Source organism: Natrinema soli, assembly GCF_028618695.1.
Map to the genome: position 1 here is coordinate 1 of NZ_JAQIVI010000618.1, position 25,455 is coordinate 25,455.

A 25,455-nucleotide genomic window follows, 5' to 3' on the forward strand; every position below is an offset into this window, starting at 1 on the left:
TACACAACGACCGCACCAATCACTCAACGGACAGACTCCAGCCGAGGTGCTAAACTAGACAGTGCCCTCAATATCAAAGTGCAATAAGGCGTGGGCGAACTCGTGGATGAGTGTCCCAGCGAGATCCGCTTGGTTGTCTCGACTCTTCACCTCGACTCGCGGCTGCATGGTCATCGGACAGCGTTGCTTGCAGACTCCCTTCCTTCCCCGTAGTACCACTCGTCAGGGGAGCCAATCTGTGCATCGACATCCAACTGCTCGGCGCTCTCGAGGAGGGCCGGCACCAGATTACTGGCATCACCATATGCTTCGGTTTCGAGATCAGGAAGCGGCTCTCCGTCGGACTGCGAGATATCGAAGACCGTCGTACTCACAATCACTATTTTCGTGGTACGACGGGGAGTTTCCGCATTCGGGACACTGTTTCGTGATGATCGGTGCCCAGATCCAGATCGCGCTCTCGCCTTCCTGGACGTAGCGCTCGAACTCGTTTGCCCACGTGTTGTACCCTGCAACGCGGGTTGCGTGGGGACACTGCTGTTTGATCAGGAGCGTATTTCGGTACGAGTAGTCGTGGAAGTGGCTCTGTACGTCGAGCCAGGCTTTGAACTCCTCACTGGCCGCAGCGTCGTCGACGAGGTCCACGAGGTCGTCAACCCACGTTTCGATCGTACTGGTCATCTCGTCGCTGCGCGTCTCGGTGTCGGTGAACGAGGCTGCTCGCTCTGTGGTCACTGCCATTGGAATCACTCGTGTTGACGCTCTCGCCTGCTCGAAAGCGCCTCACCCCTCTCAGGGGTACAACAACACCACTCTCGTCACACACCTGATTTCGAATGAAAAAACGGCTCACGGCGGGATGAAAACGCTCCGTTCACCGACGATCTCCTCGAGTCGATTCTGCGTCCGGTGCTCGAAGTTAGAAGAACTCGCCGATGCGTACGAGCGTGAGGGCGTTGACAAGGAGATTGATACGAGCGAGGGACGTACTGTTGCAGATATTGACGGTACAATCACTCTCCGGTGTCGTCAGGAACGACAGTGAATCCGAGAGTACGGAAGTCGCCATCGAACGCAAATACGTGATCGATATCACGCTCACGGGCGAGGATCGCTGTCGTATGATCTACGAACGAAATCTGTTGATCATCGTATTCGGCGAATTGGTCTGCGGTGGCATCGAAGGTGGGCTGGCCGACCGTGAGGATATTAAAGGTCTCCGACTCCCGGACTGCGTCTAGGGTACGGATTGCGACGTCGTGGCCGAGTTTGTAGAGACACAGCGTTACTAACTCCGAGAGGACAGCCTGCGAGGTGTAGATCGGTCGGTAGGGGAGATCTCCACGCCGAATTTTCTCAAAAACTCGAGTGGTCCTTTCGTGGTGCTGATCGTCGTCGTCAGCCCGCGCGTAGAAAGCGCCAGTGTCAACGAACAGTGGTGTTGCTCCTTCCGGCGTCATGCATCGCCATACAGGATCTCATCAATGCGTTCCGAGACGTCGCTCTCGCCGGACGCTCCGGGCTCAAGGTCCCAAAATGAATCATCAGGGTTGACCTCATTCGGCTCCGGGTGGGAATCAACGAGCCACCATACGACTCGTCCCGCGGTCTTCCGGCTGGCGGTGCGGTTCTGATTCTCGAGTGCAGTGAGCTTTCGACGGGCGGTCTCGCGCGAGCAGTCAAGCGCCTCCGCTACGTCACCAGAGGTGACAACGGGACCCTCAACGACCTCGAAAACGCCGAGGACATCGTCGAGCGTGACCGCCTCTGTATATCGTCCGTTTTCGGCGCGCTCTCGTGACATACATCTCACTTCGAGAGGGGAAGGCAAAAGCATTGTGGCATACACCACATGGCGAATACCACAATCTCAGTTACCTTGTGGCGTATACAATAATCCCTAGCTCATACTGACCACCGCTCGAACGTCGATCTCGAGCCTGTGAGACGGTACAGGCACCGCTCGCACTCGAGAAACTGCTCTCCTCCATCATTGAATCGTCCAGTCAACACCGCTACCTCGCAGCGGGGCACGGATCACCGTGGGTGTAGCCGCCTTTGACTGGTGGATCGGGAGTCGCGGCGGCCAGAGCGCGTATGTGTGCTCTTGCGCTCGCCCGTGTGACTCTCTGTTCGTCAGTCTGAGGGGCATCCCGGGAAGAATCAGTCACTGTTCCCACCGGGCGAGTCGAAGAGGAACTGGAAGCTGGCGTCCTCGCCTGTCAGCGTCAGCTGGTCGTCGGCCGTCTCCGCGAACAGCGATGTCTGGTCGGTATTGTCGCCTTCCGAGTATCGAACTTCGACACGATCGTCGATGCTGAACTCGCTGGCCACGGGGCGATCGAGTCGTGCTTCGACCTCGCGATGGCTGACGTCAGCACCGAAATCCTCGAGGGAGGTCGCAACGCTTTCTTCGGTCGGTTCGAGTCCGCCGTCAGCGGTGAACGCTGTCTGCTGTTGGATCGTGATCTCGGATCGATCTGTCATCTGGAAAACCCTCCACCCCTCTCGAGGGTGCAAACAACACTCCCAGCTGTCGCAGGCATCGTGATCGGTGGACCAGTCACGACTCCTCGCGAAGTCCTTCAGCTCGCTGGACTAGCAGTTTGAGGATCGGAAGGCGTTGTTGGTGCTGGTTTTCGTAGGCGACACACGCCTGAAGTGTCTCCATGTCGGTGATCGTCGCGACTCCCGCATCAATGATTCGGGGATTCGATGACTCGAGGCGCTGCTGGGGCGTCAGTGGCTCGTTAGTCTGGTCGGTATCTGATATTGTGGGATCCTCTCACCCCTCGAGGAGAGAAATAACACCACGAGACAGTGCTCTGATCTGACGACCATTTTGGAGCAGCGAGAGAGACTTGCCGTCCAGATTCCTAGTGGTGCTTCAACCGTCGGTTGATAGGTTCAGGAGTCCACAAGCTTGGGGAAGAATCATTATCTGATAGAAACGGCCTGCTGACTATAGAATATGGATTCAGCAAACTGACTTCGGTTGCTTCGAACGATCTGCGTTGAATCAGGCGGTCAGTATACCTGCAGATGTATTGCCTATTGATATTTTATATACATATATTTGATGGTAAGAAATGTTAAATGATAAATGCAGGGTCTTATCCCGATGAATGTCATACCATAACATGATTGAGCAGAGGTGAACGTCCATGAGCAACGAAGACGAAACCGAGCGGGAAACCGGTAAATCGGAGAAATCCACATCCGATAGTCAACGAAAGGGGAACTCTCTTGGAGCTGCTCTTGAGGCCTCTCTTCAAGCTGTATTACAATCGGTGTCCGACGGGTTGGGGAAGCTAGTTGAAGAGAACAAAAGTGATATAGCACCCTCCAGAAGGTCCCCTCGACCACGTCCTTCTACTGGTAGAAAGCAGGCAAACCAAAACCAGCGCATAGATACTGTGAAACGAAAGCGCGAGAAGCAGGTGGGTAAACCGGAATCTGAAGAGTGTTTAATTGACACCCGCTTCACCGACGGAGAGTTTATCGTTGTTGCTGATATGCTTGGGGCGAGTATAGACGATATCTCAGTTGGAATTCACCCAAAGACTAACGAACTTGTTATTAGTAAGACAGGCACTGTTGTTGAACGAATTGACCTTCCGTGGACTTCGCCCGAAATGAAGAAAGCCTGGTTTAAGAATGGTATCCTAGAAGTCTACATGAAATCGGAAGATTCCGAATCATTTAAAGAATCACCTTCATAGAATATTAGCTTGTTCTAACTATTGTACTAGTGAGACTGGTACTATTCGGTAGTTTACTGGTCACGATGTTATGTCATTCACTAATACTGAACGACCGCTCTCCCGGTTGATCGGTTGCATCTCGTGGCTTTGCGCTATCTCTTCAGCAGTAAACTATAGAGATATTGTCGGCAAGAGAGCACTGACTGCAGAGCATCTATTCGACACACGCCCGCGTCTCACGCTAATTGGACCAAACTGACTGATTAGTAGATGTGTGAATACAGAATCCGAATTACAGTCGATCATCCATATATTGAGCGTACGTGTCGATAGAGGCTGTTTTCATACGGCTATCGACAGTCACTTGTTCAAAATCCAAATCAGTGACGGAAAGGAACGCCCGACTATCGATGACGACTCCTTTATCGGTGACCCGGTCGATCCGGCGCAGATCACGGCGTTGTCAGTCTTGTATGGACACTTTGTGTAGCCAGCCTCGTACGCAGCGTTGATCCGATCGGCGTGCGGCTGCCGGATGCGATACCCACTCGGTCGCTTGCACTTTCACCCCTGTTTCGCTCCACAGTCCGGCCACTCGATCGTCAGGACCGGATGGTAGGGCTGAGCAAGCCCCCATCCTTCGCACGTTACGGCTGCTGTCACAGGGTCAGTGGTGGTTTCCATAAGTCTCAGCTCTCGAGACCGTCGAACAACACATCGGCCGTACTCGCGTTGTCCCGGACCGATCTCGCTTACACTCCCAAACCGATCGTGAACTGCCCGGTCTCATTGCTCTACGCAGAGGCTGAATCTACTTCGTAAGTACTATTTTACGGTTATTTCGTGCTTATTGCTAGCAGTGGGCAAAGTATTACGACCGCACGCCACGTAGACGTATTGAGGGCCCATGAGGATCGTTCAGAACGTGATCCGCTGGTACAGACTCAATCATGGCGTCGGGAAAGAGATGCTGGAGAGTGGTGCTGAACTCATGCCATGTCCGTACTGTGAAAAGGAGACACCAGTCTTTCAGTCAACATATAATTCGGCAGGACTGCCGATTTTGTTCAGTGTCTGTCTCTGGTGTGATGGCTTTATTGAATTCAGTGGCGCCTCCCTGGAGCCACATGAGCCGTATGCAACCGCACACGATCCCCAGACTGAGGAGCGGCATTCGAAGCCATAGTTTGTTCGTTTGCCTGTAGAATTATGGATGCTGTTACCGTGACTCGTGGCATGGGCACGGATGATTCGTACTCGACCGGTCTCCTTGAACGAGAGGCAGAGAACCCGGCTGTTGGAACGTTCCCACCAACCGTGTCGTCGTCTGCGTTCGATGCCGTGACCCGTGGTGATCTCGTTTATTGGGGAGAATGGTCAGATCGGGATGCTCTCGTGGTCACGAGGTACCGGTCAGTCTACGATGCCGATTCTCGGTTCACAGAGTTGGGCCAGTCTCTGCTCGACAGCGACGGTGCGACTACGCTCCCGCCGCCCGTCGTGGATCGCATCGAGCAATGGGCAGCGGAGAAGATCCATTTTGTCCGGGACGAGTCAGTACCGATGGTCTGCTTGCTTATGGGTGACGATGCGTTTCAGACGCATAGTAACGAAGAATAGAAAGGTGAGTTGTTATCTCTCCTCAGCTGGAGTGGTCACGCGAAGCTCGGTAATCCACTTAGGGGATGGTAGACCAATGGCCAGAGACATCTATCAATTTCCATCACGAGTGGGGATGCCGATCGTATTGTGAGACATGTGGGCTCGTACGGCCAGGGCGCCCCCAAGTACTGCACCCGAGGGACCGGCATCGTAGGGCGGTTCGGTGGCGGGCGCTGGAAGTGATTTCTGCTTCTGATTCCCTCGTCGGGACGAGTGATCGCTTCGCCCCTCTACCCCTCTCTGAGGGTCGAACAACGCTCTCTCGAGACGTCTGTTCACGCAGAAAACCGAGTCAGTCGAATCTTAGCGTCCCCTCCTGACAGAAATAACAGTCGCACTTCTCGAACGGATCTCCTCAACACGTTCGGCAATGCCTCCGCCTACTGCTGCTCCCACAGCATCTCGATGCGCTCTTCGATCCGATCAAGGACGAGGCGGCTCACGTCGCGGTGATCGTCCGGCCACTGAGCGTTCTCCGCGTCGGTGCGGCTAGCGGCCGGCGGTGGATGGAAGTGATCCCGTGAGTTGTGCGCGTTCGGATGCCGATCCCATCGACACTTCCAGTCGCTGTCCCGCCGCTGCTCCTGGTAGTGGAAGTTGAAGTCGTCGTTGCGATACCAGCGGATCTCAAAGCGAGCAGACGCCCCGTTCGGGTAGTAGTCGCCAGACAACTCGACGCGGAGGTGCAACTTCTCTTCCTCGACGATCGCCGCCGACTCGAACATACGACTCCCGCCAAATCGGGAACGCATTCGCTCCAACACCGACCGGTCTATCGGTGCGGGACTCGCACCGTCATCCGTCGGCACCATCTCAGCTGTGCGACGGGGCCGTCGAGCCAGCGGCCTTTCTCCGGGCGCGTTCGTGTAGGCGACGCTCCTCGATGATGGTAGCCCAATTACCGAGGTCCACGTACGCGTCGTCAATCCGCTCCGCGTCGAACTCGAGGACATCGACCTCGGCGGGCGAGTCGACGCCGTATTCGTCGCGGTACTCCTCGATCCGGTCGGTCAACTCCGACACGCGGGCCTGCAACTCGTCGACAGTGTTCTCCCGCGCCAGCTTGTTGACCCGCCGCCACTCGAAATAGTCGTCGTTGCGCTCGTACCTGACCGGCCGGCCCTCATGCCGAATGACGATGCCGAGGTCGGCGTAGAAGGACAGGTGTGTCCGTGCCGACTCCCCCGAGCAGTCCGCCCGCTCGGCGATCTCGGCGGCCGTCATCGGCTCTCGGGCGTGTAGTACCGCACCGTACACGCGCTGCTTCGTGTCCTCGCCTTCGAACGGTCTATCGAACGGGGGCGGGCCGTCGCGGCGGGCATCGTCTGTCATACTCCCACCAACGGAGTTAACACACATATTTCTTCCTCTGGGCAAAATATATCGCTCAAAGTCCTAGCCACTCGCCGTGCGCCCCAACCATCTTCGACCCCACGCTCGCCGCCACCCACGCCATCGTGTAAGACACGAACTACCAATTATCGCTGAGGGTGCCAAAAAAATCATAAGTTAAGAGTTTCAACAGAGCCGACTATCCTCCTTTCGTCGAGAGAGAGACTGTTCGCTGTTGTCCTACAGCCGCGCTGTCGCTATCGTTACGCCGTCTCCGGAGTCCCGCTGCTCGAGTTCAAGAGTTCGTAGTTTCTCGCTATCCTGAATGACGGCGCTGTCGGCGCTCTCGGTGCTCTTGGTGCCTGTCCCCTGCTTCGTATTGCCCTTTCTTCTGACGCCGGCTTTTCTGAACTCACTGAACACATTGCTGGACCGTCCCCGTTCTCATTTCAGCTGTCTTCCTCGCCGTCGATCTCTGGTGGATTGTTCCACTGCTGTTTGTTCTGTCCTATTGGATAGTTTTTATGATCTCAAAAGGGGAAGAAAACTACAGCAGAGACGGTTCGTTTAGTGGTCATCGGTAGCGTACTTTTCTGACCTGGTAGCAAGAATGAAGATTGGTTTCTGAAATTTCACTCTTCAACCGCTGACTCGTGGCCATAACATTCCTATCCCGACGCCGCACCCCTATTCAACAGAGCAGCTCAATCAGTTGCTGGCTGTGCTTGATCGATTGGCGCTGCATCTCAAACATCGTTTCGATCAGAGGTGTTGCGTTGGTCATGGGTATCGTGGGTAAGATAGCTGTCCGTCCAGTTGTCGCACGGTGGACGGGCATTCAGAGATCGATCCCGCCATTCATGTCGATCACTTCACCGGTAATGTATCCAGATTTCGCGCTGGCAAGGTAGCGGACGAGGCCGGCGACCTCGCTAACCTCCGCGAATCGTTCGAGTGGAATCTCCGCACGCAGTTCGTCTTGAATCTTATCCGGGATAGCGTCGACCATCTCGGTGCAGGTGAATCCGGGAGCGATGCAGTTGGCCGTCGTTCCTGAGTCCGCCAACTCGAGTGCAAGTGAGCGGGTGAAGCCGAAGAGCCCGCTTTTGGCCGCCGCGTAATTCGTTTGCCCGACGTTGCCTTGTTTGCCGATCACGCTCGAGATGGTGATCACCCGCCCGTGATCGACGGTTTCGAGATCGTCATAGAACGCCTGCGTGCAATTAAACGTCCCGTGTAGTGAGACATCGATCACGCGGTGCCAGTCCTCGGGTGTCATGTTCTGGAACGTGCCATCACAGGTGATCCCTGCGTTATTGACGAGCACGTCGATTGGTCCGAACGAGTCGTGGACCGCTTCGCGCATCGCCTCGATCTCAGTACGATTGGTGACGTCCGCTTGGACCGGATGAGCTGTTCCTTCGGTGTCTGCTTCGGTAATTTCATCGGCAACCTCGTGGGCTGCCGTCTCCGATGACCGATAGTTAACAGCGACGGTCGCGCCGTATCGCCCCAGTTCGCGGGCGATACCGCGTCCGATCCCGCGCGAGCCACCCGTGACCAGACAGGTCCGTCCGGTGAGCGGCTGGCGAGACGGCTGTTCCAGATCTTCCCGTGGCTCGGTGAGTTCTGGTGTCATTGCTGTCCCTCCAGCTGTGTTGCTTGGTCATGCCGGGAGGTGCGTGTGCGCACATCACTCTTCTTCGTTTCAACGGCGGACAGCCACTCATCGACAGTGTACGTCCGCTCGTCGTCTGTGTCGGGATGTTCCGTATACGGAACGACCCCACGAAGTTCCGCTGTCTCCATCTCTGGTTCACTGTCCTCCTCGTAGAGTGCCAGTGCGATGACTGGGACCCGGATTCGTTTGTATGGGTCGTCACACCCGATTCCGAGCGGTGATACCGAGATCTCTTCTCGACGGAACGCCGGCTTGAGTGTATAGCCGTGTTGCTCGGCCCAGCGTTCGAACTTAGCGACAAGCTCGTGTCGCGTCGGGCCCCTCGTGGCGTCCGTCTCGTCGGTCACGTGATGGTCTAGTGGCCAGTGGTTCACCTCGTAGTCGGCGATAATCCCGCTATCACAGAGGGCCTGAAGCCGGTTGATAACGCCAGTGATCGTGTCGGCGATAACCGCTGGCACATCGGGACGCATATAACAGTCGATGCGGACGGTCTCTAGCTGCTCAAGATCGGCAGCCACGGAAGACCTCTCCTTATCTCGTAGCATATCCATCCTCCGTGCGCTCGATGAGATCCTTCGCACTGAGCGACGCGAGAATGGGCAGCAGTGTGAGTTTCGACAGTCCCAGCATCTGCTGGAGATCCGTTGTTGTCGCCGTGTCGACGACGGCGAGAGCGAGATAGACAAGTTTGCCTTGTGGAGAGACAAGAGCGTTTGGTAGTGATACACTATCCTCCTGCAGTGGTGACTGATGTTCACTCGTGGACATCAACGGTCACTTCCACATTAGGCAGGATAAAACCCATCGTGTGAATGAATACCAAGGAATATTCGAAATCAGGAGAGGGAGACGGAATATGCCAGTAATACTACCGAGGAGTAAAATCCATCGGCTCTCCCTCTGGGTGCAGTCGAAGAAGGTGTCCACGAGTGGCTGTCAGTCAACAGCCAGACACCTGCGGCGGGCCAGTCACCGCTCTACTGGCTCAGCCGCATGCAAATACATGTTTTTCAGGCAATAAATATTTTCCGGCAACATAATGAGGGCATTGGCATTGTCTAGTTAAGCACCACCGCTGGCGTCTGTCCGTTGAGTGACTGGTGCGGTCGTTGTGTGTTATAATAGTGTACAAATTATTCAAGCCATTCGCGGACGCTTGCCCGACTGTCCACCCATGAATTATGGAAGCGGTCAACTCGCATCTTGAAGGTGTGAAACCACTTTTCGATGAGGTTTCGATCAATATAGTCGAGCTGACCGCTCAATCCAAACGAGAGAGGGCAGTCAGATACCCATAGCCATCAACGAGAAACACGGTATCGGAGAGATTGTGTTTCTCGGTCAATCGATGCAGGAACGCAGCGGCTGGATCGATGCCTCGTCGTCCAAACACTGCGACATCGAGAACGAGCCTAGAGTCTACGTCTATTGCAGCGTACACCCAAGACCAGTCGCCGTTAATCTTGACAGCGGTTTCATCAACGGCGACCCGCGACGGCTGCACCGTCGGCGGGTCTGACACGCTGTCAGCCAGCCGATGTACTCAGTGCCAGATTGCTTGATGAGAGCGTTTGACCCCGATCAAGTGAAGAATTGCTTGTGTCTCTCGAAGCGAACAACCGGTTGCGTGGAGGCGGACGGCGAACACCCTGACGCAATCGCCGTTCGCTTACGCTTCCAAGCTTCATCAAATTCCGTCGCGTAGCGCTCGCTGAGCAGGTCTGCGAGCGTCATAGCCAACCTAGCTCTACGACCTGCTCGCTTCTCAAACCGCGCTAACTAGACGGCGCCAGGGCATTCGAGGAGTCGTGATCCGGTGTTGCCCAGCTGTCAGTCGGAAATCGGCTTTCTGAACCTATATATGGATTGTCGACCGAACTCGTCCGATACTGAGTATCATAAAAGATATGCGAAATTGTAATTTGGCCAACTCAAGCTGGATACTCGATCACATCAGCTCGCGCAGTGTCACCGTTCGCTCCACAAAGCCTAATTGACTCTGCTAGAATTCATAAACCAGATTTGTTCTGACAGAGAAACCACGAATTATACGACCTTGTCCAGTCACGCTCGTATCTGAACAGCGCCCCAACAAAAGTGCTGTAAGTCATTTCTAATCTTCGATGAGTGTCGAGGAGAGAAGGTTTCTCATCCCTCGGCGCAGACGGCCGCTCATCGCTGTCGAGGAGATGCCGACTTCGTTGGCAACGTCCTCGAGCGACATCTCACGCGGTTCGCTGAAGTACCCTTTTTCGTACGCGATCTCGAGGGCTTTCTGTTGTTCTTCTGTCAATCCGAACGAGCTATCGGAACCTCCCTTCCGTTTTTCATACAACTCCAGCAAGTTGAAACTGATGTCGTTTTCCCTCGCATACTCCCATACGGAGTTAAGTGCGTCCCGGCTCGATAGCTGTGCCTGAATCAGCCATCCTTTATCTTTCGTCTCTGATTGTAAGAGGAATCCGTTAACCTGGGTGACAGCTGGGCTGATGAGTTTAGCTGTATCTGTATGTTGTATCTGATATATATTGGTGTTATTATTGCTATCTATCCGTTCGTACTCGGTCACGGTATGATCTCTATTGAGTGTCTCTTCTAACTCTTCGAGATCGTCGTACTCGATCACGAACGGGAAAGTACAGGAGGTCGGATCGGTCGTAGCTTGGTGGATCACCCGAATATTGACGCTATCAAGATTGCACAGTGTCGGAACGAGCGCTAGGTCTTCGTGTTCGATATATGCTTTCGCCGTTATTGACATTTTATTTTGTTATGACTTTAATCCACCTATCGCCCGAGTAGCTGGTTGAATATTGTCGTAAGTAAGCTATTTTCCATTGTTGTTCGAGTATCATTCTCTCATCAGGGAAGATTATGATTTCAGTCTAGCTACTTCCTGTATTGGCAACGACTCTCGAGGGACATAAATTACTATGATACAACGGACCCGCTTTCGGAAGCACGGCGAGAAGACCAACAATTATCGTTATGGTTATTTATGTACGGGATCTAAAATAGGTATGCGACGACTAGCCTCCTGTAACATAAGTAGAGCAACGATGGACCCAGTGTCCCAGTACCCGTTCTACAGGTAGCCAATGTCCGCTGATGACAGTCAAGCGTGCAAGGTCGATCGAGTATGCGAGAGGTGGGGACTCGACGATATCGATGCGAAGCTACGGGACCGGCGACAGAATTCCGATGCGAGCCTTCGAGATCTCGAGGCATACTTCAACCAGCGAGTGCTCGAGGCCGCGATGCGGGATGCAAGGGCCGAAATAATCGAGGGTGAGGTCGAAAATACGTATTACCTTCTTACTGCCGACGACGTGAGTTCGGGTTCGAAAATCGAAGTAAACGACCGACTCAGGCGATCAGGGGTAGATCCAGAGGCAGTCACGTCGGACTTTGTTAGCTACCAGACTATTCGAACGCATCTCCAAGAATGTCTCGGGGTGGATACGTCTTACGAGCCGAACGTAACCACCTCCGACGCGAAAAATACGGTGTTCAAACTATTATCTCGGACTGAGGTCATCACCGAACGAACGATTAACCGACTTCGCTCTGCCGGTCATGTGGCGATCAGCGACGTGGACGTGACGTTGAGTCTCCGAATCGCCTGCACGAAGTGTGGAGAAGAGTATACGTTCTCCCGGCTTCTAGAGCGGGGTCGTTGTAACTGCGCCAGTGATGTAGAGAAATGAATGTTAACATAAGTTTGAATAGTATGGGAGTTTATTATTTCTCTATTGAAGGGTCGGATACCATCAAACACTGAACTATCATGTCATATAATAATACAACATCGACAGATTATACTGCCGAAGAACTTGGTGATCTTCGTGTACACGTTCGTAACATCGGGGGAATATCGAACGGAGAAGTGACGCTCTCTCCGGGAGTCACTCTACTCTCGGGAGAAAATGCGTCAAACAAGTCCTCCTTTTTGCGTGCACTTTCTGCCGTCCTCGGGGGAACCGATCCAAAGTTGAAGAGCGACGCTGACGAGGGGCACGTCGAACTCGAAACGGACGACGGTGACTACTACGTGGACCTAACCGCGAAAAACGGCAGCTCGGTTGTCTCCGATGCCGATCGCGTTTCTGATCGAAACCAACTCTGTGAACTGTTTGTCGCGCTCGGAGAAACGAATCCGATTCGACGGGCTATTGTCAACGCCAACGATATTTACGACTTACTGATGAGACCGATCGATACCGAGGAGATCGAATCGGAGATCGATCGCCTGAAGACCAGAAAAGACGATATCGATGGCCGGCTCGAAAAGATAGATCGGATGGTAGACCGCCTTCCGACGCTCCAGACGAAGGGCGATAGCTTGCAGAAGGAAATACGTGGTGTCGAGGAATCCCTCGAGGCAAAACGCGAGGTTATCGAGGAAAGGGAAGCAAGCAGAGGGACAGACGAGGGCGAACGGATACTCGAGGAGTTACAACAGAAACGCACGGAGCGGGAGACGATCCGAGACCGAATCCGAACACAGAAAGAGGCGTTGGCATCGCTTCGTAACGATTTCGATGAAACTTCAGAGAGATTGACTGAGGTTCACGGTGCCGACGAGAGACAGGACTTCGACGAGATCGAAACCGAGATCGAGCAACTCCACCATCAAAAACAGCAGTTGACGACGACGATCAACGCGCTCAGTCCGATCGTAGAGATGAACGGACAACTGCTGGACGACGAGACCGATATCCCCGATCAGATGAAGTCCGATGACATCATCAGTGAACTCGATCCGACATCACGGACGATCACGTGCTGGACGTGCGGGAACACCGTCGAACGGTCGGAGATAGCGGAGCAGGTCCGGGTCGTCAAGGAAATCCTCGAGGAAAAACGAGACCAACAGAGCATGATCGCTGATCGGATCGAGTCTCTTGAAAGCCGGAAGCGACACCTCGAAGAGCAACGCAAGACGCGCGAACGGCTCACAGATAGAAAACAGTCGATCGAAGAAGAAATCGAGCGCCGAGAGCAGCAACTCGAGGGTCTCGAGGACGACCGATCGTCGCTCCAGAGTGAGATCGAGGAGCTTCAAACGAAAGTCGAAGAGATCGACGGAGAAGACGACGAACTCATCAAGCTACACGGCGATGTCAGCGATCTCGAGTACAAACGCGGCCAACTCGAGAACGAACTCACTGACATCGAGACTGAGATCGAACGGATCAAGTCCAAACGCACCGAGCGTGACGATCTCGAGGCCGAGCGCGAGTCCATATCCGAGCAGCTTCAGGAACAGCGCGATCGGATCGAATCGATAGAACGCGATCTCGTGTCCGCGTTCAATGAATCGATGCAGCAGGTGATAGATGAGTTAGAGTACGAAAACATCGAGCGCGTGTGGATCGAGCGTCTCACCGAGACGACGGAACGATCGACTTCTCGGACCGATTTTGAACTACACGTCGTGCGGTCAACTGCTGACGGGGCTGCCTACGAGGATACGATCGACACGCTGAGTAAAAGCGAACGCGAAGTTATCGGGCTCGTCGTCGCGCTCGCGGGGTATATCGCACACGGTGTGAGCTCTGAACTCCCCATCGTCGTCATTGATGCCGTAGAGATGCTCGACGCTGATCGTATCTACGGCCTCCTGACGTATTTCAAACAGCACGCAGATTACGTCGTCACAGCGGTTCTCCCCGAGGAAGCCGACGAACTCGACGGCACCGTTCCTTCTATTCTCACCACCTCGTCGCTCGATGCGGCGCCCTGAGTACGGGCGTCGTCTCGATCGGCTGCCGCCTCGGAACTCGTATCGTCCCCTATCTGTCCGTACTGTTCGTTTCTCGAACCGTCCGGATCGCAGTGGCGTTCTCTGCGACGTCGTGGACGCGGACGATATCCGCACCTCGCTCGGCTGCCATGGTCGTCGTTGCTACCGTCGGCGGTAGTCGATCGTCGATACTGCAGTCAACGCGCTCGAACATGGACTTGCGGGAATGGCCGACCATGATCGGACAACCGAGAGCACGCAGTTCCCCCAGCCTGTCGACCAACTCAAAGCACTCTGTGGCGGACTTTCCGAAGCCAAGTCCGGGATCGACGATGATCTGCTCGCGATCGAGTCCCGCCTGTTCGGCGAGCAACACTCGTTGACCGAGTTCACGGATGACGTCCTCGACGACATCGTCGTACGCCGTCGATCGGTCCGGATCGACCGGGGCATCTACGCTGTGCATGACGACGACCGGCGCATCGTGGTCGGCAGCGACGAACCGCATGTCCGGATCTGCCAGTCCGGAGACGTCATTGATTACGTCTGCGCCCGCCTCCATGGCGGCGTCTGCGACAGCGGCTTTCCTCGTATCGACAGAGATTGGCACGTCTGTCCCGGAGATGCGTTCGATAACCGGGACGACACGCTCGATCTCCTCCTCAACCGTGATCGGATCGGCTCCCGGCCGCGTACTCTCGCCGCCGACGTCGACGATGTCCGCGCCCGAGGAAACCATTTCACGGACTCGTCGTACGGCGTCCTCTACCTGAGCGTACCGGCCGCCGTCGTAGAAACTGTCCGAAGTAACGTTCAGGATACCCATGACTGCCGTGTCGGCATCCCACGGATACTGATCGGACTCTTCGCCATCGCTGATGATCTCCCTGAACCGTTCCGAAACGTACGAAAGTCCCAAATCACTGTTCTGGATCGTGTCGGCCAGACGTTCGTACTGGGCGGCAGTTCCAGACAGGACGACGGATATATGTCGCCCGGGAGAATCGATCTCTGAGACGACACACGTCCCACCGATGGATTGCATCGTCTGCTGTAGATACTCCGCCTGCTTCTTGCGCAACTGAATTTTGAACGCATAGGTGACAGTGTCTTTAGCGATGCGGTTGGCGAACCCATCCTGAACGTACGCTTCGGAGAGAACGGATCGCGCAGCGTCGAGCGTATCAGCTTGTTTTGGGATCTGGCGCTGCGTCCATCGATCGCGAGCTTCGGCGACGACGTACAACGAACCGGTGATCAGTACGCAGTCGTCGCCGTCTGCCGAGTTGAGCGCCCGTTCGACCGCCGTTTGTACCGTCTCGTCCCGCTTGATCTGGGCTGTGTCCGTCTCGAACGCTCCCGTTAGCGTGTCGAAGGACGCGGCCCGACTCACATCCGGCTGACAGAAGTGGAGCACGTCCGGTTCGGGGAGTTCTGCTGCCATTCTCGAGTGGTCTTTCTCTTTCATCGCCCCGAAGACGAGGTGTAATCCGTCGAACTCGTACCGGTCGACGAGATCAGCGAGCGTCTCGCACGCGGCCGGGTTGTGAGCACCGTCGAGGATCACCAGCGGGTTGGTCGACATTACTTCAAACCGGCCCGGCCAGTGGGCGCTTCGGAGTCCGAGCTCGATCGCAGAGGTCTCGACTTTCGCTACTTGTCGGGCGAGAGTCGCTGCAACTCCGGCGTTGGTCGCCTGGTGCTGGCCGAGCAACGGAAGGTTCGTCGCGACATCCCACTCCCGACCGAGTATTAAGACGGTTGTTTCGACCTGCGAAGTTATTTCACCCTCTCGGGCGATGATGTCGGCCTCTGCTTCGCCCACAGTGACGACCTCCGTTTCGGATCGGATCGCCTCGAGCGCTTCGCCATCTGCACTCGTTACGAGCCGTTTCTCGTCCGGTGCGACTTGCGCTTTGTCTCGGGCGATCTCTTCGACTGTCTCGCCGAGGACGTCGGTGTGCTCTAGGCTCACGTTCGTGACGGCACTGGCCACTGGATCTACGACGCTCGTTGCGTCGTGCCGACCACCGATACCGACTTCGAGGACTGCCACGTCGACGTCTTCGCTGCCAAAATGCTGCAATGCGAGTACGGTCAGCACCTCGAAGTACGTCGGGCAGTCACCGTCGCCGCGCAGTCGAGAGAGACACGGTTTGATCTCCTCGGCGAACGATCGGACGCGTTCCTTCGAGACTTTCCGTCCGTTGATCCGGATCCGCTCGCGGAAGTCGTTCAGGTCTGGCGAAGTGTACAGACCGACGTTAAGGCCCGCTTCCCGCAGTACCCGTTCGAGCATCACCGCTGTGCTCCCTTTCCCGTTCGACCCCGCTATCTGGACGCAGTCGACTTTCTCGTGTGGATTTCCGAGAGCGGATAGCATCCTAGCGGTCGTCTCCGTTCCGAGCTTCGGGCGGGAACGGTCCAGACTCTCCAGATAGTTGGCTGCCTCGTGGTACTCCATGTCAAATAGGGGCACCGGTATCGGTATTAATGTGTTGCCGCATCCTATCTCGGCCGGTTAGCGTCCACAATCAGGCGTCTCTACCGAGAAAATAGCCCTCAGTTCACGGTCGGCGCTGCTCACGTATCCACAGCTTGTAGTGTGATTTATGTATCGAGGTTGGGGTGCCATCCTTGTCCTGCCACCGATCTGAAGTCGCGTTTCGCACCGCCTCTGCTGGCCGACCGGTCGCATCTTCTGATAGAGTGCAACCCTCTGTCGGCGAACTGCGTCTTACGCTTTACGGGCACCGTGTTGTTTATGAAAGTGTGTGGCGAGACTCCCATTATGGCCACCGACTCGACGAACAATATAGCGGCCCAAGAGCCATACGTGACCGAGTTCGAGGCGACCGTTCGGTCCGTCGATGGTCGTGCGGTCCGTTTGGACCGGACGTATTTCTACCCGGAAGGGGGTGGACAACCGGCCGACAACGGATTTCTGGACGGTATCGACGTCACCGACGTGCAAAAACGAGACGGGGAAACCATCCACATCCTCGCGACCGTGCCTGGCTTCGAAGCGGGAGAGGCCGTCACGGGTCGAATCGACGAAGAGTTCCGAACATACTGCATGCGAGCGCACACGGCGAGTCACTTGATGTACGGTGCGGGACGGAAACTGTTCGAGGACCCTGGATACGGCGGGTTCGATATCGGATCGGAGAAAGTTCGCCTGGACTTCAAAACTGACCGCGATCCCGACGACGTGAACGCTATCACATTCGAGCGAATGGTGAATAAAGTCGTCTGGGATTCTCGGGACATCACGTGGAAAGAAATGGACAGTGAGTGCGCCCGTCGGCGCGACGACGTAGTGTTCAATCTGACTGACAACGGCGAGCCGTCCGATACGGTTCGCGTGGTCGAGATCGACGAGTGGGACATCGCGGCCTGCGGCGGCACGCACGTACAAAACACTACGGAGGTCGGACCGATAGCGGTGCTGGACGTCTCGAATCCGGGCTCCGACCTCATCCGCGTTGAGTACGCTGTCGGTCCCACAGCCATCCAGACGCGGATCGACGAGAGAAAGAATGCTGAGCGTGCGGCCGACGCGATGGAGACGAGCGTCGAGGACCTTCCGGAACGCGCTACCAGTCTCGTACAGGAGATCGGTTCTCTCACGGAAGAGATCGACCAGTTACACGAGCGTCTGTTAGAGAAGCGCCTTACGACCCTGGCGGACGAAGCCGTATCGAAGAACGGTGACGACTGGCTAGTCGGCGAAGTCGAGGGGATGGGTCCAAACGACGTTTCCGAGCGAGTCAGAAAACTCGCTGGAGACGCAGGTGACGTGATCGCACTTATCGGCATCAACGGTAGTTCGTTCGTGGTCGTCGCGACGACGGGCGAACCGGACGCCAGCGAGGTAGTCGACGATGTCACGGCGGAGTTCGGCGGTGGCGGTGGCGGCGGTTCGACCTTTGCGCAGGGCGGTGGGTTGAACGAGGAACCGACGACCATCGTCGAGTACCTACGTGAGCAGGTGTAGCCGCTTTGGCTCACCACTACCTGGAGCGACTGCGCTTCCGCCGTCGCTCGGTATCCCGTACACCGTACGTCTTCCTTCTCGTGTTGTCAGAAACCTTGGGCATATTGTGACTTCGAAAACACATCGTATCCCCCGTGTTTCAGGAGGAACAAGGTTAATTACTGGAGGACTGGAAGTCACGTCCGGAATGCCTCTCAAAGTGAGTGAGACGTCCGCTTCGGCGGACTACGGATCACTGCTACGTGAACGCAAAGCTTCTCTCGAATCGAACCGATGGAAAATGAGTAGAACAACCGATGGCAGTAGCCGGAGGATGCAGGTATGACTCGCGAGTGGACTGAGATAACGGTCGTCGGCGAAGACGATACGGGCCTCATCGCCGAGGTGACCTCCTTCCTCTTCGAGCGCAACGCCAACATCGTGGACCTCGACCAGGCCGTTCGGGACGGTACGTTCCGGATGACTATGGAAATCGACACGTCGGAGATGGTCACCACCCAACTGAAGTTCCAGGAGGACCTCGAGGACCTCTGCGACGGGTTTGGGGTTGACGTCCAGGTGCGGTTCCCGTCCGACTGCGAGAACCAGTCTATCGCCGTCCTCGTCACCAAGGAGAGCCACTGCCTCGAAGCGTTGCTCGAGGCCTGGAACAGCGGCGAACTGGACGCGGACATCGAGGTAGTCATCGGGAACCACGACGACCTTCAGCCGCTCGCGGCGCAGTACGACGTTCCCTTTCACGATATCGGCGACGAGAAGGGGGCTCCCAACGAAGAAGAACTGCTCGACCTGCTTACCGACTACGACATCGACCTGATCGCGCTGGCTCGCTACATCCGTATCCTATCGCCTGAAATCGTCTTCCGCTACGAGAGTCGGATCATCAATGTCCATCCGAGTCTGCTCCCGGCGTTCCCCGGTGCCGCCGCGTACAGACAGGCTCTCGAGGAGGGAGCCCGCATCGCTGGTGTCTCGGCCCACTACGTGACCACCGATCTCGACCAGGGCCCAATCATCACCCAGCGGTCGTTCAACGTCCCTTCAGATGCCACGGAGGCAGACCTCAAGCGGCTCGGCCAACCGCTCGAAGCCGAGGCCCTCCTCGAAGCGATAAAGCTCCATCTCGACGAAGAGCTCTCCGTGCAGTTCGGACGCACCGAACTCGAAAACCCCGGCGAGACCGACACGCAGCTCGGCGCTCCCCAAGAACTCAACCGGCTGATCCCCGACCAGCCGGTCGACGGCTTCGACGCGGTGGCTGGCGACGAAACGGACGAGACGGCGACGGCGGATGACTGACTCGCGGTGCCTTTCAAGCTCGACCACAGGGTCCGTCGCAGAGGCGACGAGAGAGTGATCTCTTTTCCGTATTGCGCTAGACGAACCGGCACGTTTTCCCGTTCTCCGCAACACATCAAGTAGATCATCTGTTGTGGACGGTGCGAGCGAGTCTGTAACGGACGTGTCCTCGTTCCGACCGCGACGCCAGTCATGAACACAAAACTGCGATAACGGCCTCTGTATCGTCGATATTGGGGGGACCACGAACCAACACTCTCGGTGATGACGGGAGATTCATTAAACGTCGACACGAAATGCCATACGGAATGGTCACATCTTCATCCGAGATTCCGATCACCGTTATCAGCGGACCGCTGGGTGCAGGCAAAACGACGCTGGTCAACCGACTGCTGAACAATCCCGACGATAGGCGAATCGCCGTCATCGTCAACGACATGGGCGAGGTCAACGTCGACGCGGAGTTAATCGCCGACGAGACGGAGAAGGACGTCGTCGACCTTTCGAACGGGTGTATCTGCTGTCGGCTTCAGGACGACCTTATCGCTCAAGCGACGCGGTTGGCCGAGGAGCGCTCGTTCGACTACCTCGTCGTCGAGGCGTCAGGAATCAGCGAACCGGTTCCCATCGCTCGTACGCTCACGGAGGGGACAAAAGAAGACAGCCTTCCGGACCGGTTCCGCCTCGATACGACGGTTTCGGTCGTCGACGCCTACGGGTTCTGGAAAGCGTTCGATCCCGAAGAATCCCTCCCGGATGCTGCCCCGGACCCGGAGCGCCCATTGACCGAGGTGTTAGTCGACCAGATCGAGTTCTGCGACGTGTTGCTGCTGAACAAGTGCGATATGGTACCCGACGATGCGCAGGAGTCTATTGAGGCCACCATCCGTGAACTCCAGCCGCGCGCGACGCTTCATCGAACGACGTACAGTGATGTCGACCCGAGTGCCGTTCTCGACACCGGATCGTTCGACTTCGAAGCGGCGCGGCGGCAGCAAGGCTGGAAACGAGCCCTGTCGGGAGAAGCAGCAAATGAGAATCCGGGTCACGACCACGGTGGCGATGCCGTCTCGGCGGCCGAGGCACACGGTGTCGGGTCGTTCGTCTATCGGCGAGAGCGTCCTTTCCACCCTGAGCGGTTCGACGCGTGGCTCGACGACTGGGACGGCGAGATCATCCGCGCGAAAGGGTTCGCGTGGGTAGCGAGTCGCCCGGAGACGGTTCTCGGGGTGAGTCAGGCCGGTCCATCTGTCCAGGCTGGCCCGATTGGCGAATGGAGCCACGATGATCCGGCGACGCGGTTGGTGTTCATCGGTAGCGACCTCGACGAAGCGGCCGTGGCCACCGAACTCGACGACTGTCTGGCGGCGTCTGACGAACAGACCGACGAGTACGCTACTGATCCCTTCCCCCGCGGATCCGCTTGATCTCCGCTCGGGCCCGATCTCGTTGCCGGTCGTTCCAACGCCCGTCGAATCGCCGCAGTCGCCGGTGGCTACTGCGGTGACTATCGGTTGCGTCGTCTGTATCCGCGTCTCGTGCTGGTTCCCTTGCGTGGGTACGAAGTAACGCTGTACAGTGGTTTGTTACCCCACCACACCAGATAACGTAGTGATGCGAAAAAACGGAGGCGTCTGATCGCGCGGGGGTTACGGCTCTAGCAGGACCTTCGTGACGCCTTCCTCGCGGTTATCGAATTTCTCGTACATCTCCGGCGCGTCCTCCAAGTCGACGCGGTGCGAGACGACCCAGCTGGGATCGGCGCGCCCTGAGATGATCATGTCGCGGAGCTCACGGTTGTACTCCTTGACGTTGCACTGGCCGGTACCGAGCGCCTGCCCCTTCTCGAAGAGGAGGCCGAAGTCGATGCCAAGACGGCCCTGTGCTGCCATTTCGTCCGGTGCGCCGGGGTCGTCGGGGACGTACAATCCCGGAATCCCGAGTTCACCGGTCGGTCGGACCGTCCGGATGAGGTTGTTGATGACGACAGCCGGGTTCTCGCGGGCAGGGTCGTACGCGTCGTCGCCTTCCTTATCTGGGTCGATAGCCTGGTATCCGACGGCGTCGACGCCCTTGTCGACGCCGCCGCCGTGGATGTCTTTGATCTGTTCGACCGGATCGCCCTCCTCGAAGTTGATCGGCGTCGCGTCGCAGTGTTCCTCAGCCAGTTCGAGGCGGCTGGGAACACGGTCGACGACGTAAATCTCCGCGGCACCCTTGAGCTTGGCGCTGTAGGCCGCCATCAGGCCCACCGGACCGGCGCCATAGATAGCGACGGAGTCACCGGACTGGAGGTTGGCGAGTTCAGTGCCGTGCCAGCCGGTCGGGAAGATGTCCGCGAGCAGTGCAAACGAGTCCTCGTGTTCGTCCCCGTCAGGCAGTTTGAGCGCATTGAAGTCCGCGTACGGAATGCGAAGTTTCTCGGCCTGACCGCCCTGGTACGGCCCCATCGCGACGTACCCATACGCGCCGCCGGCGAATCCGGGGTTGACGTTCGTACAGAAGCCCGTATAGCCGTTCTCACAGTTTTCACAGAAGCCACAGGCGACGTTAAACGGCGCGACGACGCGGTCGCCCACCTCGAGGGAACTCACCGCGTCGCCGACCTCGGTCACGATACCCATGTTCTCGTGCCCGAACACGATCCCTGACTCTGCGGCCGTCCGCCCCTCGTACATGTGTAGGTCGGACCCGCAGATGCACGTCGTCGTGATGTCGATCACGACATCGTTCGGGTGCTCGATCTGGGGTTGCTCGACTTCTTCGACTGCTACCTCGCGTTCGCCTTTGTAAACGACGGCATTCATGGACATTGGTCGATATCTCCACTATTACCTGCGAGCGGACCATATTTATATTCAATGTTTATAATGTCGGTTAGAACCCAAGATATAAAATTCCCAACGGTTAGTGGAAAGGATGCGTTCTACATATCTGTCTCCCATTATATGCTCACATTGGAATGTTGTCACGAGGGGGAAATGGACGATTTTGATTGGATAGGTGATAGTTTGAGCATAGAGGGATCAGCACTGGCAGTCGAGATGTGCTCTCAGCCTCTCATTTTCGTGGCGGTGGCAGCAAACAGAGCACCTCGACGATCAGGAGGGATCGGCTCATAGTTTCGTGAGTTTTCCGTCAAACTTGTTGGACGCTGGTGGTCGCGGTGTCCACCCCAAACAACGTGCCGGCGGGCGGAGAGGGAGAAGACGGTTGTTTTGACATGGGGAATTTGGATAGACTTGGGCAACGCTGCGTCAGAGTCCATTGATCCGAGGACTGCTGCTGCTATCTCGTATCTCGTGGCGATAATTCTTTCACTCTAATTCATTGTTATTTCAGGTCTACCTATCGGAGTTACTATATGGGGAGGGCTGCTTGCTGGCATGGCCGGGTTATTCACCGGAACCGCTCTCATTTCGATGTACATCGGATTTTCAAGGTCAACGACAGTGATCCCTACTCTCGTGCCATGGACTTCGTCGTCGCGGCTATCATCGGTAGGTCGTTCTCGGAGACGATTTGACATGCGTGCGGGGAACACGCTATCCGGTAGTCGTCTCCTCGCGACGGATGTCGACATGAACATGGCATCAAGGACGGAGTTTACGTTCGTTTCGGTCTACGGCGAACCGACGTCCGATCGCATACACTCCATGCCATGTCCCCCCTCGATCCCACTCGACACCCCGAAAATCAGGGTTGTCGGTTATTACGAATCGTAGGCGTCCTGTGCGAGCTGGTGGAACTTGTGGACGGTGTGTTCGTTGGGACCGAGTTGGGCCTGTGCGAGCGCGCCGGTTTTGAGTCCCTCCCACTGGCGTTCAACCAGTTCGAAGTCTTCCTCCTGGAGTTGGCGACTTGTCCGGACGAACTCACGTTCCTCCTCCGAGAGTTCGCTGTCTCGGAAGTAGTAATCCGCGATCAACTGGAAGCGGTCAGTGTCGATGGGATCGATGATGTAGGTGCCGTAGCCGTCGGCGGTTCCGTACATGTTGACCGTGAAGTTCGGCCAGAAGTAGTGGAACTGTGCCTCGTGTTCGTCGTGGATGCGCATCTCGTCCTCGACGTCTTCGGCGTGGGTGTAGTGAAGCACCCAGTGGTAATCGTTGACCTCGAGTTCGGACTCGTTGAGCGAGATGCCTTTGATCCAGTCCTGATGATTGGCCTGACAGTGGTCACACTCCGAGTAGTTGCTCGCGAACACCTTCCAATTGCACTCGACCTCGGAAACGATCCGAGTGGCGTGCTCGTACTCCCCCAGCGGGAGCGCCTCGAGGCGGTCTTTCATCACGCCGGCCTGCTCGGCCAGCGGCATCGGGTCGTCGCGCAGGTTTACGAAGAGCAGCGGTCCGATGCTGTCGACGTGAATATTGTCTGCCTCCTCGAGTTCGTCCGGATCAATACGTTCGGAATCGGTCATCGGCGTATCGTCTACGATCGCCGAGCCATCGTGGGCCGAAAAGTTCTCGAAGGCACGCACATTGCCGTTTTTGTCCCGGACAACGACCAGGTTCCGACCACCGATGTCGCGGGTGAAAAACTGACCTGGTTCGCTGATGCTATTCGCATGGCCCGCGTAGACCCAGTACTGCCCGAAGATCTTCTCCTTTTCGAGTTCGAATATATCGTCTTCGGTGAAGTACTTCGCTGGGAGTGCGTTCGATTTCTCTGTGATGTCTGAACTGACTGGCTTCGCCTGGGTCTCTTTCCACTGCGTCATGCAGTCGCACAATCGAGAGAAGCTTTAAAAAGGATTAACCAGTTATATAGAAACTCATTATATGGCCGGTTACGTCATCGATAGATAGACAGTCAACTAACGGATACAACGCACTGAAACGATGTGCCCGCTCTTGTCCTGGAGTCTGGATGGGGTCATGTCATCAAACGCGGTCCCGCTTGCATTCCGTACGAGACAGGACGATAACTTTGTACAACAATTCGATGCGTACGCCCATCTGCTCGGGGTTCCCGTCTCGGGTCCGACTCTCGCTTTCGCTGGTACTCGGATGAACTCGTACCAAGAGGGTCTTATGATTTGCACACCGAAAGCGAGCGTCAGAGCGGTTATGACGACTCGATCGACGCTGGAGAGCGGACACTCCTCCCCGGTGAGAGCGTCCGAATCTCTTCTAGAGCGCTTTCGAATGTAACTAAGTGTTTTGCCACAGACTCGAAACATAATCGCAGTGGGATCCACGGAGACGCGCTACACCCAGTTGACAACCAAACTAATGAGATACCAGATACGTTGTGGTTGATCAGCCAGTGGTTCAGATTGGCAATTACTGATGGCGGGTGTGCACTGTCGTTGATCCTGAGTACGTCGGGCCGTCCCCGCAGATCGGCCACCGGACGATCAGTTTCACCGCTAACCACCGACCGAGTACGCCTTATTCCAAGTGGCAACGCTGTCGCGTTGGCGGCTAACCGCTGCCGACAGCGACCGCTCCTCACCTATCGTCGAGGAGGATCAAACCGATTACTGTGACCGACGACGGAACTCAGGCTTCAAACCGGCTCAGCTGAAGATGCCTTGTGAGGTGCTGAATCTAGCCTTGCAGGCAGAATTACAAGCGAGAGGTTGTCCTCTCTCGCGAACATAGCATCTCCGCTAAGCCCGCTCCGCTCGATATTTGGGAGGGGCGACTATAATTACAAACATATGGGCGTAATAGGAGGCGTGTAAAAATAGTGCCGCTCGTCATAGTCGCACGCAATACAGTCGCCAAAGAGAGTGCTGATGAACGAGCTATCGACGAAAACTACCGAGAGAAGGACAGATAATCGGCACAGCCAGTCTGATCTAATTCCTCTCGCGATCAACTCTCTAGAATAGAACAGGGAGTCGTGCTATGCGTTCCGGACTCCCCGCGAGTCGCCCCCGCTCGAGAAGTGCATGCCTGGGATACTGTCTCCGGATTAGCGTCGCATTCCAGATACCGTACTGGCTGCCGGTGTCGACATGAGATGGCTTTCATCCGATCACCAGCCACTACCCACAGGCGGCTATCGGACCATTGCTGGG

Annotated in this window: 20 protein-coding genes and 3 pseudogenes; 8 read left to right on the forward strand and 15 right to left on the reverse strand. The window is 56.2% G+C overall.

Translation table 11 applies throughout. The features are described from left to right. Nucleotides 1–66: 66 nt before the first annotated feature. The 5 genes and pseudogenes from PGX04_RS28085 to PGX04_RS28105 all read right to left on the reverse strand — a co-directional run. Nucleotides 67–741 (reverse strand): annotated as a pseudogene (locus PGX04_RS28085) (DUF955 domain-containing protein); the annotation flags it as partial. Between the two features lie 272 nt (nucleotides 742–1,013). After that, nucleotides 1,014–1,460 (reverse strand): type II toxin-antitoxin system VapC family toxin, encoded by a 447-nt coding sequence (locus tag PGX04_RS28090; RefSeq protein WP_273741499.1) that lies wholly within the window; start codon nucleotides 1,458–1,460, stop codon nucleotides 1,014–1,016. Next, complete coding sequence (locus tag PGX04_RS28095; RefSeq protein ID WP_273741500.1) at nucleotides 1,457–1,804, reverse strand: hypothetical protein; 348 nt, start codon at nucleotides 1,802–1,804, stop codon at nucleotides 1,457–1,459. Before PGX04_RS28095 ends, PGX04_RS28090 begins: the two co-directional genes overlap by 4 nt. Before the next feature lie 359 nt (nucleotides 1,805–2,163). Further along, nucleotides 2,164–2,487, reverse strand: coding sequence for a hypothetical protein (locus PGX04_RS28100; protein WP_273741501.1), 324 nt, complete (start codon nucleotides 2,485–2,487; stop codon nucleotides 2,164–2,166). A gap of 76 nt (nucleotides 2,488–2,563) precedes the next feature. Beyond that, the gene (locus PGX04_RS28105) at nucleotides 2,564–2,773 is read right to left on the reverse strand and encodes a DUF8129 domain-containing protein (RefSeq protein WP_273741525.1); all 210 of its coding nucleotides are present in this window, start codon (nucleotides 2,771–2,773) and stop codon (nucleotides 2,564–2,566) included. Nucleotides 2,774–3,164: 391 nt separating this feature from the next. Between PGX04_RS28105 and PGX04_RS28110 the strand changes: the two genes are divergently transcribed. Further along, a complete protein-coding gene (locus tag PGX04_RS28110) occupies nucleotides 3,165–3,722 on the forward strand; it encodes a gas vesicle protein GvpH (RefSeq protein ID WP_273741502.1) in 558 nt (185 codons plus the stop codon). A gap of 1,218 nt (nucleotides 3,723–4,940) precedes the next feature. After that, a complete protein-coding gene (locus PGX04_RS28115) occupies nucleotides 4,941–5,324 on the forward strand; it encodes a hypothetical protein (RefSeq protein ID WP_273741503.1) in 384 nt (127 codons plus the stop codon). A gap of 422 nt (nucleotides 5,325–5,746) precedes the next feature. Here the strand turns inward: PGX04_RS28115 and PGX04_RS28120 are convergent, their stop codons facing one another. The 7 genes and pseudogenes from PGX04_RS28120 to PGX04_RS28155 all read right to left on the reverse strand — a co-directional run bounded on the left by PGX04_RS28120 (nucleotide 5,747) and on the right by PGX04_RS28155 (nucleotide 11,143). Beyond that, on the reverse strand, nucleotides 5,747–6,091 hold the full coding sequence (locus tag PGX04_RS28120; protein WP_273741504.1) for a toxin-antitoxin system TumE family protein: 345 nt from the start codon (nucleotides 6,089–6,091) through the stop codon (nucleotides 5,747–5,749). An 88-nt stretch (nucleotides 6,092–6,179) separates the two neighbouring features. Continuing rightward, entirely contained in the window at nucleotides 6,180–6,698 is a 519-nt protein-coding gene (locus PGX04_RS28125; protein WP_273741505.1) for a DUF7342 family protein, read from the reverse strand. Nucleotides 6,699–6,938: 240 nt separating this feature from the next. Next, complete coding sequence (locus tag PGX04_RS28130) at nucleotides 6,939–7,121, reverse strand: hypothetical protein (RefSeq protein ID WP_273741506.1); 183 nt, start codon at nucleotides 7,119–7,121, stop codon at nucleotides 6,939–6,941. A gap of 415 nt (nucleotides 7,122–7,536) precedes the next feature. Beyond that, complete coding sequence (fabG, locus tag PGX04_RS28135; protein ID WP_273741507.1) at nucleotides 7,537–8,337, reverse strand: 3-oxoacyl-ACP reductase FabG; 801 nt, start codon at nucleotides 8,335–8,337, stop codon at nucleotides 7,537–7,539. Then, entirely contained in the window at nucleotides 8,334–8,963 is a 630-nt protein-coding gene (locus PGX04_RS28140) for an HTH domain-containing protein (protein ID WP_273741508.1), read from the reverse strand. The genes fabG and PGX04_RS28140 overlap by 4 nt, the downstream gene beginning before the upstream one ends. Before the next feature lie 477 nt (nucleotides 8,964–9,440). Then, nucleotides 9,441–10,116 (reverse strand): annotated as a pseudogene (locus PGX04_RS28150) (IS6 family transposase). Nucleotides 10,117–10,495: 379 nt separating this feature from the next. Continuing rightward, nucleotides 10,496–11,143 carry a helix-turn-helix domain-containing protein gene (locus tag PGX04_RS28155; protein WP_377043588.1) on the reverse strand — a complete coding sequence of 216 codons (648 nt, stop codon included), beginning with the start codon at nucleotides 11,141–11,143 and terminating at the stop codon, nucleotides 10,496–10,498. 337 nt (nucleotides 11,144–11,480) lie between these two features. Between PGX04_RS28155 and rdfA the strand changes: the two genes are divergently transcribed. Together rdfA and PGX04_RS28160 are read left to right on the forward strand one after the other, a co-directional pair. After that, a complete protein-coding gene (rdfA, locus tag PGX04_RS34210; protein WP_337959497.1) occupies nucleotides 11,481–12,089 on the forward strand; it encodes a rod-determining factor RdfA in 609 nt (202 codons plus the stop codon). An 80-nt stretch (nucleotides 12,090–12,169) separates the two neighbouring features. Further along, complete coding sequence (locus PGX04_RS28160) at nucleotides 12,170–14,128, forward strand: archaea-specific SMC-related protein (RefSeq protein ID WP_273741511.1); 1,959 nt, start codon at nucleotides 12,170–12,172, stop codon at nucleotides 14,126–14,128. Nucleotides 14,129–14,177: 49 nt separating this feature from the next. On the opposite strand, the gene folP is transcribed toward PGX04_RS28160, so the two are convergent. Continuing rightward, nucleotides 14,178–16,592, reverse strand: a complete 2,415-nt coding sequence (gene folP / locus PGX04_RS28165; protein ID WP_273741512.1) for a dihydropteroate synthase — start codon at nucleotides 16,590–16,592, stop codon at nucleotides 14,178–14,180. A gap of 327 nt (nucleotides 16,593–16,919) precedes the next feature. On the opposite strand from folP, the gene PGX04_RS28170 reads away from it, so the two are divergent. The 3 genes from PGX04_RS28170 (at nucleotide 16,920) to PGX04_RS28180 (ending at nucleotide 20,851) form a co-directional block, all read left to right on the forward strand. Beyond that, nucleotides 16,920–18,125, forward strand: a complete 1,206-nt coding sequence (locus PGX04_RS28170; RefSeq protein ID WP_273741513.1) for an alanyl-tRNA editing protein — start codon at nucleotides 16,920–16,922, stop codon at nucleotides 18,123–18,125. Between the two features lie 321 nt (nucleotides 18,126–18,446). Beyond that, nucleotides 18,447–19,424: a formyltetrahydrofolate deformylase gene (locus PGX04_RS28175; protein WP_273741514.1), complete on the forward strand. Its 978-nt coding sequence runs from the start codon at nucleotides 18,447–18,449 to the stop codon at nucleotides 19,422–19,424. 308 nt (nucleotides 19,425–19,732) lie between these two features. After that, nucleotides 19,733–20,851 carry a CobW family GTP-binding protein gene (locus PGX04_RS28180; protein ID WP_273741515.1) on the forward strand — a complete coding sequence of 373 codons (1,119 nt, stop codon included), beginning with the start codon at nucleotides 19,733–19,735 and terminating at the stop codon, nucleotides 20,849–20,851. A 222-nt stretch (nucleotides 20,852–21,073) separates the two neighbouring features. Here PGX04_RS28180 and PGX04_RS28185 read toward each other — a convergent pair whose 3' ends face one another. Next, nucleotides 21,074–22,231 carry a glutathione-independent formaldehyde dehydrogenase gene (locus PGX04_RS28185; protein WP_273741526.1) on the reverse strand — a complete coding sequence of 386 codons (1,158 nt, stop codon included), beginning with the start codon at nucleotides 22,229–22,231 and terminating at the stop codon, nucleotides 21,074–21,076. Nucleotides 22,232–22,642: 411 nt separating this feature from the next. On the opposite strand from PGX04_RS28185, the pseudogene PGX04_RS28190 reads away from it, so the two are divergent. Continuing rightward, nucleotides 22,643–23,009, forward strand: a pseudogene (locus PGX04_RS28190) (EamA family transporter). A gap of 127 nt (nucleotides 23,010–23,136) precedes the next feature. Here PGX04_RS28190 and PGX04_RS28195 read toward each other — a convergent pair. Beyond that, entirely contained in the window at nucleotides 23,137–24,147 is a 1,011-nt protein-coding gene (locus PGX04_RS28195) for an aromatic ring-hydroxylating oxygenase subunit alpha (protein ID WP_273741516.1), read from the reverse strand. Nucleotides 24,148–25,455 lie beyond the last annotated feature (1,308 nt).

Excerpts from the sequence above, each read along its gene's own strand:
- PGX04_RS28090 (WP_273741499.1), bottom strand. The coding sequence starts at position 1,460 with ATGACGCCGGAAGGAGCAACACCACTGTTCGTTGACACTGGCGCTTTC.
- PGX04_RS28095 (WP_273741500.1), bottom strand. The coding sequence starts at position 1,804 with ATGTCACGAGAGCGCGCCGAAAACGGACGATATACAGAGGCGGTCACG.
- PGX04_RS28100 (WP_273741501.1), bottom strand. The coding sequence starts at position 2,487 with ATGACAGATCGATCCGAGATCACGATCCAACAGCAGACAGCGTTCACC.
- PGX04_RS28110 (WP_273741502.1), top strand. The coding sequence starts at position 3,165 with ATGAGCAACGAAGACGAAACCGAGCGGGAAACCGGTAAATCGGAGAAA.
- PGX04_RS28115 (WP_273741503.1), top strand. The coding sequence starts at position 4,941 with ATGGGCACGGATGATTCGTACTCGACCGGTCTCCTTGAACGAGAGGCA.
- PGX04_RS28120 (WP_273741504.1), bottom strand. The coding sequence starts at position 6,091 with ATGTTCGAGTCGGCGGCGATCGTCGAGGAAGAGAAGTTGCACCTCCGC.
- PGX04_RS28125 (WP_273741505.1), bottom strand. The coding sequence starts at position 6,698 with ATGACAGACGATGCCCGCCGCGACGGCCCGCCCCCGTTCGATAGACCG.
- fabG (WP_273741507.1), bottom strand. The coding sequence starts at position 8,337 with ATGACACCAGAACTCACCGAGCCACGGGAAGATCTGGAACAGCCGTCT.
- PGX04_RS28155 (WP_377043588.1), bottom strand. The coding sequence starts at position 11,143 with ATGTCAATAACGGCGAAAGCATATATCGAACACGAAGACCTAGCGCTC.
- rdfA (WP_337959497.1), top strand. The coding sequence starts at position 11,481 with ATGTCCGCTGATGACAGTCAAGCGTGCAAGGTCGATCGAGTATGCGAG.
- PGX04_RS28160 (WP_273741511.1), top strand. The coding sequence starts at position 12,170 with ATGTCATATAATAATACAACATCGACAGATTATACTGCCGAAGAACTT.
- folP (WP_273741512.1), bottom strand. The coding sequence starts at position 16,592 with ATGGAGTACCACGAGGCAGCCAACTATCTGGAGAGTCTGGACCGTTCC.
- PGX04_RS28170 (WP_273741513.1), top strand. The coding sequence starts at position 16,920 with ATGGCCACCGACTCGACGAACAATATAGCGGCCCAAGAGCCATACGTG.
- PGX04_RS28175 (WP_273741514.1), top strand. The coding sequence starts at position 18,447 with ATGACTCGCGAGTGGACTGAGATAACGGTCGTCGGCGAAGACGATACG.
- PGX04_RS28180 (WP_273741515.1), top strand. The coding sequence starts at position 19,733 with ATGGTCACATCTTCATCCGAGATTCCGATCACCGTTATCAGCGGACCG.
- PGX04_RS28185 (WP_273741526.1), bottom strand. The coding sequence starts at position 22,231 with ATGAATGCCGTCGTTTACAAAGGCGAACGCGAGGTAGCAGTCGAAGAA.
- PGX04_RS28195 (WP_273741516.1), bottom strand. The coding sequence starts at position 24,147 with ATGACGCAGTGGAAAGAGACCCAGGCGAAGCCAGTCAGTTCAGACATC.